Source organism: Arthrobacter psychrolactophilus, from assembly GCF_003219795.1.
GTDB classification, from domain to species: Bacteria; Actinomycetota; Actinomycetes; order Actinomycetales; family Micrococcaceae; genus Specibacter; species Specibacter psychrolactophilus.
Map to the genome: position 1 here is coordinate 104,866 of NZ_QJVC01000001.1, position 19,360 is coordinate 124,225.

19 protein-coding genes are annotated in these 19,360 nt (G+C 61.8%); 7 read left to right on the forward strand and 12 right to left on the reverse strand.

Going from position 1 to position 19,360, the window contains the following annotated elements:
• Nucleotides 1–13: 13 nt before the first annotated feature.
• Nucleotides 14–457, forward strand: a complete 444-nt coding sequence (locus CVS30_RS00445; RefSeq protein ID WP_146233280.1) for a DUF4190 domain-containing protein — start codon at nt 14–16, stop codon at nt 455–457.
• Between the two features lie 93 nt (nt 458–550).
• On the opposite strand, the gene CVS30_RS00450 is transcribed toward CVS30_RS00445, so the two are convergent.
• The gene (locus tag CVS30_RS00450) at nt 551–1,948 is read right to left on the reverse strand and encodes a peptide MFS transporter (RefSeq protein ID WP_110483704.1); all 1,398 of its coding nucleotides are present in this window, start codon (nt 1,946–1,948) and stop codon (nt 551–553) included.
• A 280-nt stretch (nt 1,949–2,228) separates the two neighbouring features.
• On the opposite strand from CVS30_RS00450, the gene CVS30_RS00455 reads away from it, so the two are divergent.
• Both CVS30_RS00455 and pheA read left to right on the forward strand, forming a co-directional pair.
• Complete coding sequence (locus tag CVS30_RS00455) at nt 2,229–2,555, forward strand: rhodanese-like domain-containing protein (RefSeq protein ID WP_110483369.1); 327 nt, start codon at nt 2,229–2,231, stop codon at nt 2,553–2,555.
• A 41-nt stretch (nt 2,556–2,596) separates the two neighbouring features.
• Complete coding sequence (gene pheA, locus CVS30_RS00460) at nt 2,597–3,526, forward strand: prephenate dehydratase (RefSeq protein WP_245934361.1); 930 nt, start codon at nt 2,597–2,599, stop codon at nt 3,524–3,526.
• A 4-nt stretch (nt 3,527–3,530) separates the two neighbouring features.
• Here pheA and CVS30_RS00465 read toward each other — a convergent pair whose 3' ends face one another.
• Nucleotides 3,531–4,007 carry a hypothetical protein gene (locus tag CVS30_RS00465; RefSeq protein WP_110483371.1) on the reverse strand — a complete coding sequence of 159 codons (477 nt, stop codon included), beginning with the start codon at nt 4,005–4,007 and terminating at the stop codon, nt 3,531–3,533.
• 166 nt (nt 4,008–4,173) lie between these two features.
• On the opposite strand from CVS30_RS00465, the gene CVS30_RS00470 reads away from it, so the two are divergent.
• Nucleotides 4,174–4,362: a hypothetical protein gene (locus tag CVS30_RS00470; RefSeq protein ID WP_110483372.1), complete on the forward strand. Its 189-nt coding sequence runs from the start codon at nt 4,174–4,176 to the stop codon at nt 4,360–4,362.
• Nucleotides 4,363–4,374: 12 nt separating this feature from the next.
• Here CVS30_RS00470 and CVS30_RS00475 read toward each other — a convergent pair whose 3' ends face one another.
• Nucleotides 4,375–5,442, reverse strand: a complete 1,068-nt coding sequence (locus CVS30_RS00475; protein WP_110483373.1) for a diacylglycerol/lipid kinase family protein — start codon at nt 5,440–5,442, stop codon at nt 4,375–4,377.
• Between the two features lie 51 nt (nt 5,443–5,493).
• Here CVS30_RS00475 and serS point away from each other — a divergent pair, with 51 nt between their 5' ends.
• Both serS and CVS30_RS00485 read left to right on the forward strand, forming a co-directional pair.
• Complete coding sequence (serS, locus tag CVS30_RS00480) at nt 5,494–6,771, forward strand: serine--tRNA ligase (RefSeq protein WP_110483374.1); 1,278 nt, start codon at nt 5,494–5,496, stop codon at nt 6,769–6,771.
• Nucleotides 6,772–7,075: 304 nt separating this feature from the next.
• Entirely contained in the window at nt 7,076–7,921 is an 846-nt protein-coding gene (locus CVS30_RS00485; RefSeq protein WP_110483375.1) for an HAD family hydrolase, read from the forward strand.
• 159 nt (nt 7,922–8,080) lie between these two features.
• Here CVS30_RS00485 and CVS30_RS00490 read toward each other — a convergent pair whose 3' ends face one another.
• Nucleotides 8,081–8,569, reverse strand: a complete 489-nt coding sequence (locus CVS30_RS00490; RefSeq protein ID WP_110483376.1) for an inorganic diphosphatase — start codon at nt 8,567–8,569, stop codon at nt 8,081–8,083.
• A 183-nt stretch (nt 8,570–8,752) separates the two neighbouring features.
• Between CVS30_RS00490 and dacB the strand changes: the two genes are divergently transcribed.
• The gene (gene dacB / locus CVS30_RS00495; protein WP_110483377.1) at nt 8,753–10,189 is read left to right on the forward strand and encodes a D-alanyl-D-alanine carboxypeptidase/D-alanyl-D-alanine endopeptidase; all 1,437 of its coding nucleotides are present in this window, start codon (nt 8,753–8,755) and stop codon (nt 10,187–10,189) included.
• Here dacB and CVS30_RS00500 read toward each other — a convergent pair.
• From CVS30_RS00500 to CVS30_RS00535, 8 genes are all read right to left on the reverse strand, one after another.
• Nucleotides 10,186–11,697, reverse strand: coding sequence for a CotH kinase family protein (locus CVS30_RS00500; protein WP_110483378.1), 1,512 nt, complete (start codon nt 11,695–11,697; stop codon nt 10,186–10,188). The two genes, dacB and CVS30_RS00500, sit on opposite strands and share 4 nt — an antisense overlap.
• A 50-nt stretch (nt 11,698–11,747) precedes the next feature.
• Nucleotides 11,748–13,349 (reverse strand): carbohydrate-binding domain-containing protein, encoded by a 1,602-nt coding sequence (locus CVS30_RS00505; RefSeq protein ID WP_110483379.1) that lies wholly within the window; start codon nt 13,347–13,349, stop codon nt 11,748–11,750.
• Nucleotides 13,350–13,359: 10 nt separating this feature from the next.
• Nucleotides 13,360–14,145 carry a polyphosphate polymerase domain-containing protein gene (locus CVS30_RS00510; protein ID WP_110483380.1) on the reverse strand — a complete coding sequence of 262 codons (786 nt, stop codon included), beginning with the start codon at nt 14,143–14,145 and terminating at the stop codon, nt 13,360–13,362.
• Entirely contained in the window at nt 14,142–14,777 is a 636-nt protein-coding gene (locus tag CVS30_RS00515) for a DUF4956 domain-containing protein (protein ID WP_110483381.1), read from the reverse strand. Before CVS30_RS00515 ends, CVS30_RS00510 begins: the two co-directional genes overlap by 4 nt.
• A gap of 33 nt (nt 14,778–14,810) precedes the next feature.
• On the reverse strand, nt 14,811–15,923 hold the full coding sequence (locus tag CVS30_RS00520; RefSeq protein WP_110483382.1) for a GtrA family protein: 1,113 nt from the start codon (nt 15,921–15,923) through the stop codon (nt 14,811–14,813).
• Nucleotides 15,924–15,929: 6 nt separating this feature from the next.
• Nucleotides 15,930–16,925, reverse strand: a complete 996-nt coding sequence (locus CVS30_RS00525; RefSeq protein WP_110483383.1) for a phosphodiester glycosidase family protein — start codon at nt 16,923–16,925, stop codon at nt 15,930–15,932.
• A gap of 66 nt (nt 16,926–16,991) precedes the next feature.
• Entirely contained in the window at nt 16,992–18,467 is a 1,476-nt protein-coding gene (locus tag CVS30_RS00530) for a sensor histidine kinase (RefSeq protein WP_245934362.1), read from the reverse strand.
• Entirely contained in the window at nt 18,467–19,210 is a 744-nt protein-coding gene (locus CVS30_RS00535; RefSeq protein WP_110483384.1) for a response regulator transcription factor, read from the reverse strand. The genes CVS30_RS00530 and CVS30_RS00535 overlap by 1 nt, the downstream gene beginning before the upstream one ends.
• Nucleotides 19,211–19,360: the final 150 nt, after the last annotated feature.

Here is a 19,360-nt window from a genome sequence, read left to right on the forward strand (position 1 = left end):
GCAGGAGCTAGCCGTGTCCAACCAACCAGAGATTCCCCGCCCGTATGAGGGGCAGGCGCCTAAATATGCGCCGCCGGGCTATTACGCGCCAGCATCCCCGCCGCCGAGCGATGACATGCAGCCGCCAGCCCCGAGCCAGCCGGTCTACTCTCCCGCCCCGCTGTACTCGCAGGGCGTTCCGGAATACAGCATCCCGGTGACCGGGCCGCGTGGCTTGAGCCTGAGCAGCATGATTATTGGCCTAGTCTCCCTTGTGGCAGGCGCAGGATTCATCATCGCACCGCAGATCGTGGGTATCGTGCTCGGACACCTAGGGCTTCGCAAGGAAAACCCGCAGGGGCGCGCCTTTGCTATCACCGGCTTGATCACCAACTATTTAGCGCTCGTGATTTGGGTGGCCCTATACGCGTTCCTCATTCTGGTCATCGCGGTCGCTGAGGGTGAATCGGGTTACTAACTCCTAGGGGTGTTCGTCCCTTAAAGTCCGGCGGCACCTCCTCTTCGATGAAGTGAAGAGGAGGTGCCGCCGTCGTACTTTAAAGGCATATGACTACATGATGCCGGCCATCAACTTCTTGACGGGCTTGCGGCACAGGAACAGCGCGACACCAAAGCCGACGGAGACCAGACCCACGACGAGGAAGTAGGGGGTCTCGTTGTTGGCGTCGTACCACTGGGCGAGCACGCCGGACATGGCTGTTCCGAGGGAGACGGACAGGAAGAACAGGGCTACCATCTGCGTCTGGAAGGCGGCCGGGGCCAGCTTCGTGGCCAGCGACAAGCCGACCGGGGAGAGCATGAGCTCGGCGATCGTGAAGAGCAAGAGGATGAAGACGATGGCCATCATAGGTACCGCAGCCATGCCGGCAAACGGGATGAACAGCAGGTAGGCCAGACCCATGACGATGAGAGCGGCCGAGAATTTTGCGGGGGTGCCGGGCTGGCGGGAACCCCACTTGGTCCACAGCGCGGCAAAGACGCCGGCCAGAACGATGATGAAGACCGGATTGATCGAGACGACCCAGCTGGCCGGAACTTCCCAGCCAAGAATGCTGCGATCGAGGCGCTTGTCCGCGTACAGGGCGATGACGGTGAACTGCTGCTGGAACAAGGACCAGAACACGGCGCTGGCCAGGAATAGCGGGATGAAGGAGTACACGCGGCTGCGATCCACTCCGGTGACCGACTTATTGCTTAGGATCACGGCGAAGTAGGCGATGGCAGCCAGAATCACGAAGGCAACAATGATCCACTTGAGGTTCACAGCCGTAATGAGCTTGAAGGCAACAGCCAAAACGATGACGATGACGGCGGCCACGGCCAATATGCCAACCTTGGCATATTGGTTCTTGGGCAGCGGGTTGGCCACGCGGTGCGCCGTTTCCGGCAGGTTCTTGCGCGTCAGTCCGTACTGCAACAGACCAAGGGCCATACCGACGGCGGCGGCCGCGAAACCAACGTGGAAGCCCCAGGTAACCTGCAACCAGCCGGTGACCAGCGGCCCAATGAGACCACCGATGTTGATGCCCATGTAGAAGATCGAGAATCCGGCGTCGCGGCGCTCGTCTTCCTTGGAGTACAGGGTCCCCACGAGGGAGGTGGCGTTCGCCTTCAAACCACCGGAACCCACGCCGATCAAGATCAAGCCCGTGGCAAGACCGATCGTGCCGGGGAGCAGGGCCAGGGACAGGTGTCCGGCCATGATGAGGATCGCGCTGTAGAACAAGACGCGTTCGGAACCCATCAGGCGGTCGGCAATCCAGGCGCCAAGGATGGTGGAGAGGTACACGCCACCGCCGTAGGCTCCCACGATTCCCAGAGCCGTGCCTTCGTCAATACCAAGGCCACCCTGGGTGACCGTGTAGTACATGTAGTAGGCGAGGATGCCCTGCATGCCGTAGAAGGAGAATCGTTCCCACAGCTCGACGCTGAAGAGATTCAGCAGCATTTTCGGCTGTCCGAAGAAGGAAGTATCGCGGGGGTTTTGTGCTGTCTGGGCCGTTTCGGCGGGACTCTTTTGTGAACTCACAGAGTCAATTTTTGCATTATAGTCACGAATCGTCACATTCTGACGGAATGGTGGACCCTCAAACTACACTCCCGGCGCTCGCGTTAGGCCCGTCGGGTGGGCCCACGCGCTAGTGGGAGCCGCCGCGAGGAATGAGCGGTGGGAGAGCGTGGGGACTAGGCTTAGCCACAGTATTTATCTATTGCTGCTAGGAGTGAAAATGTCAGACATCATGAATGTCAACGTTGCTGAATTGGGCGCGGACGCCGTGATTTTGGATGTCCGTGAAGACTACGAATGGGAAGCCGGGCACGTTGACGGTGCCATTCATATTCCTCTCGAGCAGCTCCCTGCACGTCTGGAAGAACTTGATCCCGACACTGATTTGAACGTTATCTGCCGCACGGGTGGCCGTTCCTTCCGCGCCACCACCTGGTTGAACCAAAACGGTTACAGTGCGTTTAACGTCATTGGTGGCATGGGTGCATGGTTCGAAGCGGACAAGCCCATGGTTTCCTCCTCCGGGGAAACTCCACACGTTCTCTAAATCCTCATTATCGCTGCAACGAACAGGTTCCCATGATTTCCGTGCCCAACACATCCGCACTTCCCCTCACGTTCCTTGGCCCGGAGGGGACCTTTACGGAGGCTGCCCTGTTGCAGGTTCCGGGTGCGGTGGACATGGAACGAATCCCCTCGACCAACGCCGCCTCGGCCCTGGCTAAAGTCCGGAAGGGCGAGGCGTTTGCCGCCATGTTGCCCATCGAGAACTCCATCGAGGGCGGCGTCCCGGCAACCTTGGACGCCATCTCCAACGGTCTGGAACTAAGGATTTTGCACGAGGTCGTGGTGCCGGTCAGCTTCGTTCTCGTGGCACCCGCGGGCGTCACCCTGGCCGACATCACGGCCGTCGGAACTCATCCCCATGCTTGGGCGCAAACTCGCGATTGGTTTGGCGAACACCTGCCGAATGCCGCTCACGTCCCGGCCAATTCGACGGCGGCTGCCGCACACTCGCTCGTCGCCGGCACCGATGCCTTCCAGGCTGCCGTCTGTGCACCACTTGTTGCCGAGCAAACGGGACTGAACATCCTCGCCGCAGCGATCGAAGACAACATTGGTGCGGTGACTCGCTTTATTCTTGTCGGTCAGCCGGGTACCTTGCCGGAGCCGACCGGAGCGGATAAGACCACTCTGGCCATTCCGCTGCCGGAAGATCACCCCGGTGCGTTGATGGCGATTCTGGAACAGTTCGCCAGCCGTGGCGTGAACCTGAGTCGCATCGAGTCGCGCCCCACAGGCCAGTTCCTTGGCCACTACATTTTTAGCGTGGATGTTGACGGCCATGTGCGGGACGCGCGCGTGGCTGATGCGCTGCGAGGATTGCATCGGGTGAGCCCGGGCATGCGCTTCCTTGGATCGTACCCACGGGCAGACCGGCAAGAGCCGCTCATTCGTTCCTACAATTCAGATGCAGCCTTTGGCGAAGCAGCTGACTGGGTGGACTCGCTCTTGTAGGAAGTTACGCCGGTTTTGCCAATTTGCGCATGCCCCGGCCGATCACGATAAAGATGGCGATCGCGAAGGCCACAGGGATAAGCTGGCCAAAGAAGCCGTCGCCAATAATCAGCTGCGTGACTACCTTGAGCAGCAAGAGGGCTCCCGTGCTGGCAACGCCTAGCAGGGGGCTCAGGGTTTCGGGCATCCAGCGCCGCAGGAGCATCAAGAGACCTGAACCGGCGATGGTGACGGCGAGAGCCAGCCCCAGCATGGACAGCAAGAGCATGTACCACGGGGCAAACAAAATATTTGTCAGCACCTGGGCGAAGGCTCCCAGGGATTCAAGGATGCCCAAGATGGTTAAGAGCGCGCCGCCGAGCCGTTTAAATTTCAGGGATGCGGCCGGAATTTGATGTTGGACCGGCTTTGTACCGGCTGGTTGACTAGACGACGGAACTGCCGGTTGAATTTTCGGCTTGTCCGACGAGGGGTGACTCACGGGGTAACTCCTGGTCCACAAGTTAAAGCATTTAGTAGCTCCTTCAAGAATACGCTGTGGCGGGACCCTTTCGCGGCCGCGGCCGCGAACCTATGATTGGCCTATCTTTAGGAATTCATTACCCGGCTGTCGCAGTTGACCCGAACAGGAAAGAGGTGAGTGCATCATGACTCCCCAAGAAGAATCGGTGCATGTTGAAAAGGACAGCAACGACGACGGCATCATCGTCAATCCGGGTACGCGTGAAGGACGCGACACCTCAGTAGGTGACGAGGGCGACGACGCCAATGAACTGCGCTTTGACGAGGAAACCCGCCTCATTCGCGAGCAATCGCAACGCCCTGAAACCGACTAGCTATCGAAGGATTTAGGCTGGGTTGTTTGGTGCGGCAACACGGACCAAGACGGCCTTCGGCTCAACGCTGACCTTGACGCAGGTTGCGGGGCCTGACGGGTCGCCGTCGATCTGGGTTTCTACCGGCATGACGGTACGGATGGTCAGCTTCTGAGAGCGGTAAAAATCGATGACCGGGACGTTGCTTTTGTGACGGAAAACGACCTTGCCGGCCATCGCCATCCAGCCCAAAGCGCTGCGGGGGCTCACCACGACAATGTCCAAGACGCCGTCGTCAATCAAAGCGTCAGGGACAAAATCAATGCCACCGGGCAACAAGCCGCAGTTGGCGAACATGACAGAACGAATCTTGCGCTGCTGCGCCGGTTCATTGTCCAGCTCGATGCTGACCTTCTTGCGCGGACCGGCCATATGCCGCAGCCCGGCCTCGCTATAAGCCAACCAGCCCACGTGCTCTTTGAGCTTTGAATTGGTGTCGCTCATGACCTCGGCATCCATGCCAAGACCGGCGATGACCATGAAGGAGTGCTTGGAGACGGAACCGGTGACGGCGTCCTCGAGCTCCATGAGTCCGGAGTCGATATGACGCTGGTGACCAAAGAGGGCAATCTGAACGCTGCCGGCAATGTCCGTGACATCCAGATCAAGGTTGCGGGCCAAAAGATTTCCGGTGCCGAGCGGGACAATGCCTAGGGGCACCTCGGTGCGGCGCAGGGTCTGAGCCACAGCGCGGACTGTGCCGTCCCCACCGCCCACAATGACGACGTCGGCCTTGGCATCCAGCGCGGCCTGGGCCATGGCGTAACCCGGGTCCTCGGCGGTGCTTTCCAGGAAGATCGGGTCCGGCCACCCAGCCTTGGAGACGGAGCGGGTGATCAGGGTCTTGGCATCGTGAACGCCACTTTTGGTGGGGTTGTAGATGAATACGACCTGCTGTTTTGCCAGATGAATCTTATGGGGAGAGTCGGCAACGACGCTGCGGGTGTGTTTCTGCGCGAGCTTGCGTACCCCCAGCCAACTCATGGCAGTTACAAGCACAAGAATGACCACAATGATGGCGACAAGAAGTTCAGTTGACATGATTGACTAACCATATCCCGTGAAGTTGCATTGATTCGATAGGCTTAGTGCGTGATCGATGTACGAGACCTCTGCGAAAATCCTGAAATCTACCGTGCCAGCCAAAGTGCTCGCGGTGCCGAACCGTCTGTGGTGGACGCAATTATCGCCGCGGATAGCTCCCGGAAGTCGGCGATCACCTCTTTTGAGGCTTTGCGGGCCGAGCAAAATGCCTTTGGTAAGAAGGTTGCCAAGGCTAAGGGAGAAGAAAAGCAGGCGCTCCTGGCCGAGGTCAAGGAGCTGGCTGCATCCGTAAAGACGGCGTCCGCCGCTGCCGATGCCGCCGCCGCCGAGCTCGACGCGCTGGTCCGGGCCATCCCGAACCGCGTCGCCGATGGCGTTCCCGAAGGTGGGGAGGATGACTTCGTCGTCGTCAAGACTGTTGGCACACCCCGCGAATTCCCCGATTTCAAGCCCAAGGATCACCTGGAAATTGGTGAGCTGATCGGCGCGATCGACATGGAACGCGGCGCCAAGGTGTCCGGTTCACGCTTCTACTTCCTCAAGGGTGTTGGCGCGCGTCTGGAGATGGCGCTGCTACAGATGGCCATGGATCAGGCGATCGAGGCCGGTTTCACGCCCATGATCACCCCCACGCTGGTTCTGCCCGAAACCATGGCCGGCACCGGCTTTGACGTGGCACACGACGCCGAAATTTACCGCCTGGCCGAGGATGATCTCTACCTCGTGGGCACCTCCGAGGTGGCCCTCGCCGGTTACCACGGCAATGAAATCATCAACGTTGACGAGCCTGTTCGATACGCTGGCTGGTCTTCCTGCTACCGCCGAGAGGCCGGTTCGCACGGCAAGGACACCCGTGGCATCATCCGCGTGCACCAGTTCAACAAGGTGGAAATGTTTGTTTACACCACGGTTGAAAAGGCTGCCGAGGAGCACCAGCGCCTGCTCGCGTGGGAAGAGGAAATGCTCGCCAAGGTTGAGCTGCCCTACCGCGTGATCGACACGGCCGCCGGCGATCTGGGCATGTCCGCATCCCGCAAGTTCGACTGCGAGGCGTGGGTCCCCACCCAGGACGCTTACCGCGAGCTGACTTCCACCTCGAACTGCACCACGTTCCAGGCCCGTCGCCTCAACATCCGCGAGCGTCTTGTGACGGACGACGGCGGCAAGGGTGGCACTCGCGCTGTTGCCACGCTCAACGGCACGCTGGCAACGACCCGCTGGATCGTTGCCATCCTCGAGCACCACCAGAACGCCGACGGTTCCGTCAATGTCCCCGTGGCACTGCGCAAGTACCTCGGCGGCATGGAAGTCTTCCCGGTTTTGTAAGGACTTCTGCTCTTCTCCGGAGGTACATGAACGCCGGGTTACTACCCACACTGTGCACACAGCTGTGAGTAGTAACCCGGCGTTCATGTTTAAGTCATGAGCCCCATGGGGAAAAGCGCCGTTGAGCTGTTGAGTGGTCACATCACGCCCTTATCCCAGCGGCGAAGCGGCGTTATCTGGCGGGTCAACGCTGTGGTGATGCTCCGCTGCGCCGTCCTGCCCAGCCTCCTCCAGTCTCGAGAAGTTCACCGCGTTAACAGTCCCAGTATGTGGCGTTTTAAGGTCCATCTGATTCACTAGATCTATGACAATGACAGTAAACACTGCAATCCCCGGCATCGATGACCGGGCCAATGAAACTACCAAGTACCTCGTCGCCCTTGACGTTGACGGCACTCTCGTTGACCACGACGGCGTGATGACCGACGGTGTCCGTGAGGCCGCGCGCGCCGTGGTTGACGCGGGCCACCACGTCATCATCGCGACCGGCCGCTCGCTCGGCGCGCTCCTGCCCATCGTGGAGATGATTGGCCTGCGCAGCGGCTACGGCGTCTGCTCCAACGGCGGCGTGACGATCCGCCTCGACCCGGAATTGGCCGACGGCTATGAGGTCATCGAGCGGGTCACCTTTGATCCGGCGCCCGCCCTCAACGCTTTGCGCGACAAGGTTCCCGGCGCCCGATTCGCGCTGGAGGATGCCAACGGCAAGTTCCTCTCTACCTCCCGCTTCCAGGACGACAGCTTTGGAATTGAAGCCGAGGGCGTCGACTTCCACCACCTCCTGCAGACCGAAGCCGTGCGCGTCGTGGTCAATAGCGCCGAGGCCAGCACCGAACAATTTGCCGATGCCATCTCCGCCGCCGGACTCAGTGGCGTCACCTACGCGATCGGCTGGAGTGCCTGGCTCGATATTGCCGCCGCCGGTGTCACGAAGGCCTCCGCACTCGAGGTCCTGCGCGCCTCCCTCGACGTGGACAACGCCCTGACCGTGGCCGTGGGGGACGGCACCAATGACATCGAGATGCTCCGCTGGGCCGGTCGCGGCGTGGCGATGGGCCAGGCACTGGACGAGGTCAAGGATGCCGCCAACGAGGTGACTGCTTCCGTGTTCGACGACGGAGCTGCCGCCACCTTGCGCAGTTTGCTCTAGTCCCAGCCACTCCCGCCGGCCCACCGTTGAGTCGCCACGTCGCGCCCTTATCGAAGCGCGTTATGGGCGTTAGCTGACGACTCAACGTAGGCTGCAGGGACAAAAACGGCGGCGCTCCCCACATAGGGGGAGCGCCGCCGTCGTTATGAGCGAAAAGGACTAGTGTCCCTCGGCCTCGAAGCGCTTGATGGAAGCTTCGAGCTCAGCCTCGGCAGCTGCGCGGTCGGCCCAGCCCTCAGCCTTGACCCACTTGCCGGGCTCCAGGTCCTTGTAACGCGTGAAGAAGTGCTCGATCTCCTTGACCAGGAATTCGTCAACATCGGAGAGTTCCTGGATGTGGTCGAAGCGCTTGTCGTCAACAACACACAGAACCTTGGCATCTCCACCGCCATCATCGGTCATGTTGAACACGGCGATGGGGCGAGCGTCCACCACAACGCCCGGGTGCAGGTCAAAGTCCTGCAGCATGACGAGGGCGTCCAGGGGATCGCCGTCTTCGCCGAGGGTGTTGTCGAAGAAGCCGTAGTGGGTGGGGTACTGCATCGAGGTGAACAGCACGCGGTCCAGGCGGACACGGCCGGTCTCGTGGTCAACTTCGTACTTGACGCGTGATCCGCGGGGGATCTCGATGGTGACGTCGTGCTTCATCGTTATGCTCCTCATGAGGTGGTGCGCGCAGCCTGACGCGGCCTTGCGCGAAAATTCCGTCTAGTATGAGGATATAGGCGCTTTCGTCGCGCTAAAAACCCGCCTGGATTTTTCCCGGCTCATTCTTGCCCTTTTTTCGGCCCATTTACGCGCCGGGACACTTCACGAAGGAACGCCAGCTCTATGGGACGCACGTCGAAAGTTGTGACGAGCGGATTACTCATCTGCGCCTTGGCTGCCGTGAGCGTTCCGGTGGGCCTGCAGCTGGCCCCGGCCTTCCTCCCGCACGATCCCGCCGCCGTCGCCGTTGTCCCTGCCGCCCAGGAATTGCCCACGGAGCTCGGTGAAGTTGCCGCGGTGACGCCCCTGGTATCCACGGCGCCCCTGCCCGATACCGCGGCGCTGGCCGGCGAGTTGAAAAAAGCTTTAACGTACGACGGCGCAGGTACTTTTGGCATGTACGTCGCCGATGCTTTGACCGGCCAAGAGATTTTTTCCCAGGCGGCTGAGACCGCCAAGACCCCAGCCTCAAACTTGAAGTTGTTGACCGCCGGTGCGGCACTCAAGACTCTTGGTGCGGAGACGCGCTTCACGACGACCGTGGTGTCCGGTGCCACGCCCACAGAGCTGGTGCTGCGTGCCGGCGGAGATGCCATGCTGGCCGCCGGTGACAGCGATGCGACGTCGACCATGGGTCATGCGGGTTTGGCGACCCTGGCACAGGAAACCGCGAAGGCTTTGTCGGCCGCTGGCGTGTCCGGGCCGGTGACGCTGTCAATCGACGACACCTTGTTCACGGGATCCGCACTCAACCCCAAGTGGAGCCGGGAGGATGTTGACGCGGGCGAAATTGCTCCCATTTTCCCCATGGCGTTGAACGCTGGCCGTGTTGCTCCCGGAGTTCTCACGGGAGCTCGCCCGCAGGATTCCGCGGTGGCTGTCGCGGAGGCGTTTGCCGCGGCCTTGGAATCAGCCGGGGTATCGACGAACGGTGCCATCACCCGCGGGAGCGTTCCTGTTGCGGAGGCTTCCACTGCGCCCGGGCAGGCTCAGCCCGGAACGGTCCTGGCGTCGGTTAGCTCGGCAACTGTGGCTGAGCAGACCCAGTTCATGCTGGAAGAATCTGATAATTATGTGGCCGAGGTGCTCGCACGCATGACGGCCGTGAAGTTGGGCCTTGACGCCAGTAACGCCGGTGCTGTGGCGGCCGTGCGTCAGGTTGTTGCCGAATTGGGCTTGCCCATGGACGACATCGTGACGACAGATAACAGCGGCCTGGCCACGGGCAATCTCATGAGCCCCAAGAATTTCGTGGACTTGCTGACCTTGATGCTGGAGGACTCATCCTCCGATATCGGCCAGGCGTTGCAGGGGCTTCCCATCGCGGGGCTGACCGGATCCCTGAGCGGCCGATTTACCAGCGCGAGCCAGCTTCCCGGAGCCGGACTGGTCCGGGCTAAGACCGGATCCCTGAACCAGGTGACGTCCCTGTCCGGGTATGTCATTAACAGCGATGGGCGTCTCCTCGTCTTTTCCATCCTGGGCAATGGCCTCACAGATGGCGCGGCGGTCGCTCGCCCCGTGGTCGATGCGGCCGCCGCCGTCCTAGCCCAGAGCTAGTTCGCCAGGGCCTTCTCCAACGCCTCGCCACGCTGGGTGAGGAAGGTGTTCAGAGTCTTGGCTTTCGCCGCGATCTCATCCTGGGTCAGGTCGTCGCTGACGGGCACCGAATCGGTAATGGTACTCAGAAGCGAGGTGGCCGTTCCGTCGCTAAAGACCTTCGTGTAGAGCTCCTGGTAGGCGGCGTCGTAGAGTTTCTTGAAACTCGTCGAGGCCAGGAAGCGGGTCTTGAGCGAGTTGCCGCCCTTTCCTGTTCCGGCGGCACCCTTGCCTCCACCACCCATGGACAGGGAGGTGTCGGGGCTAGCCGTGGCATTGCCACTCAAGGCCAGATTTAGATCCCAGGAGATGACCGAGATCTTCTTGCTCGTGAGGTCATAGCTCAGATAGTAGTTTTGTCCCGGGCCCGCCATGTCATCGGAGTTAGCCAGCAGATTCTGTGTTGCCGCGTACTTGGCAAAGGAATCCACATCAACATAGTTGGCCAATTCGGCGTCAAAGGTAGCATCGTCAGCTGCGTCCAACCACTTGAGGAAGGCGACGATCGGGGTAGCGTCCTGGGTGTCCTCCTTGTTCAGCTGCTTGAACTGATCTTTATAAGTCGCCAGGTCATCGCCTTGATACGTGAAGCTTGACTCGGCGTCGGCCTTGAAGACCACGCTATTGCCGTCGTCGATGCTCTCGCCGTAGGACTCGTCAGGGTTTTCCAAGAGCAGGCGGGTCTGGGTGTCCGAGCCGTTGACGGAGTACGTCGTGTAGGCGTAGCGCTGCGTGGGCTGGTCCGTTGCGGCCGTGATGGACAGGGCCAACGCCTCGTTGATGACGGGGGATCCCGGGCGGAGCGCCAACTGAGTCAGGCCCTCGTACTCGGTGCCGTCGACGTACTTGTCGAAGCGGATCAGCAACGGCAGGGAAGCCGGATCATCGAAGGAGATACTCGAGGAATCACCCATGCCGCCCATTCCTCCGGCAGGGGCGCCGCCACCCATCTGGGCCATATCGGTGGGCCTATCCGTGGGCAGGGTGCCGTCGAATCCTTCCGGGGGAGTCCCGCCCGGGCGGCCCTTTCCGCCGCCCATGTTGGCCATGTCTGTTGGCAGGTCTGTCGGCATGGTGCCGTCTGCGCCCCCGGGGGCACCTGCTCCGGCTCCGCTGCTATCGCCGCCTAAGGAGCGCAGCGTGGAGTTTCCCTTGAGCCGGACCCCGACGTTGTTGATCAAGGTGCCATCGATCGTCATGTCGGCGCTGATCCAGGCCTTGTCCGAGCCGCTTTCATAGGAGGCGATCATGGCGTTGTAATCGGCTTCGTCCCAGACCAGGCTGACCGTGTGGGCGGCCGTGGCGTCAAAGAGGTCAACAGCTCCGGTGATGGAGGTTCCGACCATGCCCGTGGTTGCGGAGTCGCCGGAGGTGGAGCAGCCGGACACAGCCAGGGCGAGGACGGCGGCCGTCGCGGAGACGGCCTTGAGGCGTTTGCGGAGCTTCTTAAATCGTGGCTTAGTAGCCATGGTGGGTGATCCTTAGCTTGAGATTGGGAGGTGGGGCGGGGCCGGCGCTCTTAGCGCATGCCGGGTCCGCCGCCCATGCCGCCGCTGCTCGTGTATTCACCGGCAACCGCTGTGGTGATTTCCGTGGCACCCGTGGCAGATCCTGCGCCGAGTCCCGCCGTAACCTCTGCCGTACCGCCGCTGAGGACGCTGTACTGCTCGCCGTCCTTGAGCTCGGGGCTGGAGAAGACGATGGACGCGGCTTCCTTTGCGGTGACAAACGTGGCCACCACGGCCCCGCTGGAATCGACGATGTGAACCGTCGTCCCGGCGGCGAGAGGCGTGTCGAAGCTGAGCTGGAGCCCGGACTGGGAGGAGGTTTCGCTGGGCGTCACGACCATGCCGGAGCTTCCAGCCGCCGCGATGGTGCCACCGGTGACCGTGAGATCACCGTTGACATCCAGCGAGCCGTTGCCATTTGAGGTGGGCCCATTGACGACAACCGTTCCGCCGCTGATGGTGGCATTGCCATTGGAATCAAGGCCGTCACCTTCGGCATTGACCGTCACGGTGCCTCCGGAGATATCGAGGGAGAAATCGCCCGCGGTATCCATACCGCCGCCGCCCATGCCGCCTTGCTGGGAGCTGGCTGCGGTATCGGTGGAGGCGCCTGCGGCGTTGAGTCCGTCGTCGTTGGAGGTGACCGTCACGGCGCCACCGGAGATGGCAATGTGCGGGGCCTCGAGGCCTTCTTCGGATGTGGAGACGGTGGCTGCGCCATCACTGATGGTCAACGTCGTGGCTGCCTTGATGCCGTCATCACCGGCTGCCACGTTCAACGTTCCACCGGCTATCAGCAACCAGCCGCGATCGGTTTCAGTTTCAGTGTCATTGGTGGCTTTAACACCATCACCGCCTGCGGTCACCGAATAGTTACCGTCGAGCAAGACCGTGTAGTCCTTGCCCTTGATGCCATCGTCGACGGCCTTGACGGTGACATTTCCGGCGGCCAGGACGAGTCCGTCCTTCGTGACAATGCCGTCGTTGTAATTGCCGTTGACGGCCAGCGTGCCCGTTCCAGCAATCGTCAGGTCCGCCAGGGAGTACACGGCGGCGTTGGCGGCGTCCGTTCCGGTATCCGCGTAGGACTGTGCGTCGCTGAGCGTGTTGCTCGTACCGTCGGCGAGGAAGAGCAACACCTCGTTGGCGCTGAGAATGTTGACTGCCGAGCCGCTGGAACTAGTGACGGTGGCGTTGTCCAGGATGATGCGGACCACGTCTTCTTCTCCCGCGGCAACCACGAGGGAACCCGCGTCCAGCGTTCCGGACACCCGGTAGGTGCCGCCGGCGGTGATGGTCACCGTGTCGCCGTCCACGGAAACGGCGTCCGCGTTAGTCCCGGAGGCGGTGGTGGCGCCATCGGCCAGGGTCACGGTGGTTTCCTTGGCCGCGTCCCAGGAAAGGTCGTCGGCGTCGAAGTGGGTTGACTCGGCAATGCTACTGGCAAGCTCGGCCGTCGTTCCTCCCGTGACCACGCTGGTGGCTGCCGAGGAGGAGCTGACGGAGGTATCCGCCGTCGTACTCGCGGTCTGCGCTGAGCAACCGGCCAAGGCAAGAGCTAGGGCGAGGGCGGCGACGGAGGTGGCGCGGCGGGTGCGGGAGAAGAAGGCCATGGGGTGTTCCTTACGGGGTTGGGGGCTGGGGCATGTTGTGACTGAGCGTGCGATGCCAGCGATTGGCGGGTAAATGGGGCATGAGGAGCGCCATGCCGGTGGCGAATTTTGAGATGCGGGAGGGGCGGATGCCGTGGTGCCAGAGGTACTTGTCCAGCTGGCCGGGGGCGGAACCGGATTTGGTTTCCACGACGAGTTGATCGTTCATGATCAGGGGCGGCTGGCCGAGGAGGGACCAGGCGACCTCGACGTCGATCGTTGCCCGGCTGTTGGATGCCGGGAGGAAGAGCGTGATGCGGCCGTAGGTGGTTTCTAGGACGGGGGACAGGCCACGTGGGGGAGCTTGGCCCGTGCTCAGGAGTGTCTCGGTGATGTACGCGGCGCCCTCCTGCGTGATGGTGGAGCGGTTCGCGAGCTCGTAGGGGATGCGTTCCTTGACGGTGGCGCTGCGGGCTCCCTCCGTCTTGACCTCCAGAAAGCTCACGCCGCTGTTGAGATAGCTGCGGGTGCGGATCTTGTACCGGCGTCGGCGGCCAAAAGCAGCCAGATGGTAGCTGTCGAGTTCGGGGGTGTCGAAGTAGACGGAATCGTAGGGGAAGATCTGCAGGCCGTCGGTGTCTAGGACGTGCATCTCGGCGTCAAAACTGTTGAAGATCTGGGTGAAGTGCTCCGTGGGGACCAGATATTTTCGGTCGATGCGGGTCTGCAGTGCTGCCGTGGTGTTGAGCTCTTCGAGGCTGATGGTGGGCAGCTCCCGGAGCCTGGGGCTGAGGGTGCTCTGGTATGAAAGGGTCATGAGGCCCGGACCTGATTGAGGCTGTCTTGCTCGACCGCGGGAAGCTGCTCCTGGAGCGGGCCGCGCGGCGCGGGGACGGTTTTGCGGCCCGTGCCAGCCTCGAAACGCACATCAACCGTGGTCTTGTCGTTGACCAGGTCAAGACACTGGACAATGACGGTGTGGACGGTGCCGCCGAGGATTTCTTCCAGCCGGGCCTTGAGCGCGGCAGGATCGGCGATGGCCTGATCCAGCACCACGTTTTGGGCGCGGTAGGAGCGGAGCACACCGGGGTGGTCAACGATGAACATGACGCCAAGGATCAACGCCATGAGGGAGAGCGAGAGCCACATGGGCTCAACACCCAGTCCGCCGATGAGGCCGAGCGCCAAAGCGCAGAAGTAGTAGGCGACCTCATGCTGGGTCAGTTCGGTGGACCGCAGGCGGATGATCGAGAGGACGCCGAACAGGCCAAGACCCAGTCCGGCGGTGGCTGCCGACGACGAGAGCGCCGTGGCGACGGCCAGGACACCGATGTTGATGCCGATGTAGGAAACAACCAGATCACGCCGCCGATGCCGGGGAAGGTACAGGCCAAAGGCCATCACAATAATTGCCACAAGATCGGCGGCTACGAATATCAATGCGTTCACAGTTGTCTCCAAATTCAAGGTTCAGGGGGTCTACTACAAGATTTCCGCGTGAAGCTGTGCTGAATCTGTGTTGCCGGGCAGCTGGGCTTGTGAATAACTTTTAGTTGCTGGAACCTTGACGCCTGTGGTGCTGCGGTCCCGGAAGAGGAAGCGTTTTTGCACGGCAAAGCTCGTCATAAACAGCAAGAGTTCGGTCAAGATCTTGGCCGGGAGGGCCGGCAGCCCGGCGTCCGTGAAGCTCAGGAGCAGCACATAATTGGCGAGCAAGAGCAGCACCGCCAAGGCCAGGTACCGCACGGAGGTGCCCTTAAGGGAGACAGAACGGCTCTCGGGAAAGACGAGGCGCCGGTTGACGGCAAAATTCGCGCCGGCGCTGATGATGCGTGCCCCCGAGACGGCCAGCCACAAGGGCCCGCCGAGCGCCATCAAGATCAGGAACACGGCCGTGTCCACGAGAAATCCCATGAAGGAGGACAGAGAGAACTTCACAAGGGGCGCGTAGATCCGCAGCGAGTCCCGGAGGGGGCGGAAATGCGAGGATTCGTTCTTAGCCAGATAAATCGTGGCGATCGTGACGCTGGCAAAGTCGTAGCCCTGTGAGCGAGCCGCCAGGAGCACATTAAGCTCGTACTCATAGCGATCACCGGGCACGGAGAGCAGCCAGGGGAGCATCTGCTCCGGGTAGCCGCGTAAACCCGTCTGGGTATCGCTGAGCCACGTTCCCGTGGACAGCGCGAAGAAAAAGCGCGTCATGGTATTGCCGAATCGGCTGCGCAACGGAACCTTTCCGTCGAAGTGCCGCTCGCCGAGGACCATCGTGGCACCGGGTCGAATTTCGGCGGCAACACGGAGAATATCGACCACGCGATGCTGCCCGTCGCTATCGGCGCACACCACGTCATGACCGGGCAGATTGGCGGCAATGTAGCTGAAAGCAGTCTTAAGTGCCTGCCCCTTGCCGTGGTTATTGGGGTAGCCAATGACCGTGGCGCCTAGGGCCTGAGCCTGGGCAAAGACCGGATCGAAGCGTGGCCCGCTGCCGTCGTTGACGATCAGGATCGGGGCCGTGCTGTCCGCCGCATGCAGCTCGCGGATGAGCTCGGGGAGCTTTTCATCGGGCTCAAAAGCGGGAATCAAGATAATCATGGCCGCCTACCGCCCTACATAGAGAATGTCGGAGGTGCCACGTTCACTGCTCTTGCCCAGCGGCTTGTTCACCAGCGCGCCGTTGAAGTACATCGTGGAGGAGCCTCCGCCGTCGATGTTGTAGGCTGTCGTGGCGCCCAAATCAAGCATGATCTGGGCTAATCCGGGGAGCGTGACGCCCGTGCTGTATCCCGTGGAGCGGCCATCGACCACGACGAAGATGAGCTGATTGGGGCCGACCACGCCCACGGCCGTGCGAGGTTGCAGCCCCTGAATCGAGTGGTTGCCAAAGTTGGTGTCGACCTCGACGCTATCGATGCCGTCCTTGATGGCCCCGTTATCCAGGAGCGAGGGCCCGAAGGAGAGCGTATGCCAGACCCCCTTCTCGAGGAGGGCGGCGGCGTTGGTGGCCGTCTCGTCGTACACCTCGACGGTGCCGTCGCGATAAAAGGCGAGGCCCTCTCGCGCGCCGGCATCCCGGTAGGACACTCCGTTGCGGATCACGATGCCGGTATCGCGGAAGCCGTAGTAGTCGCCGTTGATGGCGAAGATGGCGTCGTGATCTTGGGCGATCGCCGAGGTGGTCTCGGTGATGTTTTCCCCAAAGCTGTTTTGCGCAAACGCCGATTTCAAGGCCGTCGCGTCGCTGAGGTCAAGCCGCGCCGTGAAATACGTCAGCGTGTCATCTCCGCTGCCACTCGTGGTCGTCGCCAGTGTCAGCGCGGCATTCGCTGAGGTGAAGGAGTTTTCACCAACGACGGCGGACGAGGCTTGGGTGGTTGCGGCGGCGCTCGCCGTGGTTCCGGAGGCTGACGCCGCCGCGCTGGCCTCGTAGGCGGCGACGTCACTGATTTCTACGTGTTCTATCACGAAGCGGTCAAGGGCCCAGGCGGTGGCACCACCTGCGGAGAGGAGTAGGCCAAATGCTCCGCCGAGCACCGCGCGGCGGGTAGGGGTTTTCTTGGTCGAGGTAGCCTCGCTGGGAGGGGAAGAAGTATTCATACTTCTTTTCTACGCAGCCACCCTGTGCCGGGGACGTGCCCTATCTTGTGCTGAAGCTGTGAGCCGCTACAGGCTCGGAAGGGTGAGGGTAAAACAGGTCCGGCCAGGGACGCTTGTCACGCTGACGGTGCCCTGATTGGCCATCGCGAGGGCCTCGACAATGGCCAACCCCAGCCCCGAACTATTGCTGCCGTTGCTGCTGGCCCGCGCCTCATCTGCCCGAGAGAACCGGGTGAAAATTTTCTCGAGGAACTCCGGGGCGATACCCGCGCCGTCGTCCTCGATCGACAGCGTAGCTACGCCCTGAGCAGCGGCGAGACCCACCCGAATGTGGGTGCCGGCGGCCGTGTGCTTGGCAGCGTTGGAGAGCAGATTGATGAGAATCTGCCGCAGTTCAGACTCGACGGCGTGCACCATGACAGGTTCTTCCGGAAGCTGCAGCGACCAGACATGATCTTGGGCCGCGACCTTGCTGTCCTGCGTGCTTTCCATCAAGAGATCTGTCAGGTCAACCGCTTCGCTTTCCCCTCGCTGGCCTTCGTCTAATCTGGCCAGAAGCAGGAGGTCCTCGACCAGGGCGGACATGCGCCGGGACTCGCTGTCGACGCGGCGCAGGGCTGAGGTGCCCGAGGGTGTCAGTTGTTCGCTGAGCAGCACGAGCTCGGTGTACCCCCGGATCGAGGTTAAAGGGGTGCGGAGCTCATGGCTCGCGTCGGCCACAAATTGCCGTACCTTCACCTCGCTGGCATGGCGGGCGGCAAAGGAACGGGTCAGGTGGTCCAGCATGTTGTTGAAGGCCACACCCACATCACCAATTTCGGTGCCGGGTTCCGCAGCCATGGGCGGGATCCGCACCGTGATGGCGGCCTCGCCGGAATCCAGGGGCAGAGAGGCCACGGTGGTTGCGACGGCGGACAGCTCATCCAGGGGGCGCAGGGAACGGCGAATGATGATGGTGCCGACTAAACCAATCAGCGCCAGACCGACGGCGGAGACCACCACCGTGGTCCATGCGAGCGAGTTCAGTGTGGAGTCTCGCTCAGCGGTGGGAAAGCCCACCACGAGTTTCCCGTCGGTCGGCATGAAGGTCGTGGAGGCGGCGAGCCGGTAGTTGCCACTACTGAGGGTTATTTCGGTGGCCGCCCCCGAGCTTGGCAGGTGTTGAATCTTTTGCAGATCCGCGGCCGTCAGGGCAACGGCCGAGCCATCGTCTTGGACCACGGAGGAGTCAACGACGGTGGATTCGGAGAAGAGCGCCAGCAGGGTACCCGGGCGCTGGCCACGGGTATCCAAGGGATTAGGCTGCCCCGTCGGCGGCAGGGTGACGTTGTTGGGCTGTTGCTGCGAGCCGGGAGAAAGCCCCTTGGGTCCGGAGGAACGGGCCGCCGATTCATGCAGGCTGCTATCGATCTGCTCCGTGAGGTAGCTGCTCATGGCCAGATGACTCACGATGCCAATCGTGGCGCAGATGGCCGCCAACAACGCCAAGACGGCGACGATCAGCGTGGTTCGCAGGCGCGGAGTTTGCGCTTTCCTAGCCACTAATTGGCCGGCTTCAAGACGTAGCCCACGCCGCGGACCGTGTGAATCATAGGTGAGCGGCCGGCGTCGATCTTTTTGCGCAGATAAGAGATATAGAGCTCCACAATGTTGGCTTGGCCGCCAAAGTCGTAGTGCCACACCTGATCGAGAATCTGGGGTTTGCTGACGACGCGCCGGGCATTCTCCATCAGGTAGCGCAGCAGTTCCCACTGGGTCGCCGTCAGATCGATGTCGGTGCCGCCCCGGGTCACCTCGCGGGTGTCAAAATTCAAGACCAGATCGCCCACCACAATCTCGGCACTATCCGAGGAGGCAATGCCGGAGCGCTGAACCAGACGGTGCAGGCGCAACATGACCTCTTCCATGCTAAAGGGCTTGGTGACATAGTCATCGCCGCCGGCAGCTAGGCCCGCAATGCGGTCGTGCACGCCGTCGCGGGCGGTCAGGAACAAGGCCGGAATATCCGTGGCGAATTCCCGGATCTTCCCCAGCGCCTCGATCCCGTCCATGCCGGGCATCATGACATCGAGGACCACCACGTCAGGGCGGAAGGCGCGGGCCGTGCGAACAGCCTCGGCACCGTCGCTTGCCGTGGCCACCTCCCAGCCAGCCATGCGCAGGCCCATGCTCAGAAGCTCCGTCAGGCTCGCCTCGTCATCGACAACAAGGGCCCGGATGGGACTGCCATCGGGGTGCGAGAGGGGAGTGAGGTCGGTGAAAGAATTCCGCGGAGCCTGCGTCATGAACGTCAATCTTTCGTGAAGGCGGGCTACGTGCTCCGCGTTTGGTAATCCCCACACTAATTGCCCGCGGCGCACTGCACGGGGCAAAAACTGCTGTATTTCAAGTGTGGTGGGCAATTCTAAGGCGGATCTAGCCCTATCCTGTGCGGC

Excerpts from the sequence above, each read along its gene's own strand:
- CVS30_RS00450 (WP_110483704.1), bottom strand. The coding sequence starts at position 1,948 with ATGCTGCTGAATCTCTTCAGCGTCGAGCTGTGGGAACGATTCTCCTTC.
- CVS30_RS00455 (WP_110483369.1), top strand. The coding sequence starts at position 2,229 with ATGTCAGACATCATGAATGTCAACGTTGCTGAATTGGGCGCGGACGCC.
- CVS30_RS00470 (WP_110483372.1), top strand. The coding sequence starts at position 4,174 with ATGACTCCCCAAGAAGAATCGGTGCATGTTGAAAAGGACAGCAACGAC.
- CVS30_RS00475 (WP_110483373.1), bottom strand. The coding sequence starts at position 5,442 with ATGTCAACTGAACTTCTTGTCGCCATCATTGTGGTCATTCTTGTGCTT.
- CVS30_RS00485 (WP_110483375.1), top strand. The coding sequence starts at position 7,076 with ATGACAATGACAGTAAACACTGCAATCCCCGGCATCGATGACCGGGCC.
- CVS30_RS00490 (WP_110483376.1), bottom strand. The coding sequence starts at position 8,569 with ATGAAGCACGACGTCACCATCGAGATCCCCCGCGGATCACGCGTCAAG.
- dacB (WP_110483377.1), top strand. The coding sequence starts at position 8,753 with ATGGGACGCACGTCGAAAGTTGTGACGAGCGGATTACTCATCTGCGCC.
- CVS30_RS00500 (WP_110483378.1), bottom strand. The coding sequence starts at position 11,697 with ATGGCTACTAAGCCACGATTTAAGAAGCTCCGCAAACGCCTCAAGGCC.
- CVS30_RS00505 (WP_110483379.1), bottom strand. The coding sequence starts at position 13,349 with ATGGCCTTCTTCTCCCGCACCCGCCGCGCCACCTCCGTCGCCGCCCTC.
- CVS30_RS00510 (WP_110483380.1), bottom strand. The coding sequence starts at position 14,145 with ATGACCCTTTCATACCAGAGCACCCTCAGCCCCAGGCTCCGGGAGCTG.
- CVS30_RS00520 (WP_110483382.1), bottom strand. The coding sequence starts at position 15,923 with ATGATTATCTTGATTCCCGCTTTTGAGCCCGATGAAAAGCTCCCCGAG.
- CVS30_RS00525 (WP_110483383.1), bottom strand. The coding sequence starts at position 16,925 with ATGAATACTTCTTCCCCTCCCAGCGAGGCTACCTCGACCAAGAAAACC.
- CVS30_RS00535 (WP_110483384.1), bottom strand. The coding sequence starts at position 19,210 with ATGACGCAGGCTCCGCGGAATTCTTTCACCGACCTCACTCCCCTCTCG.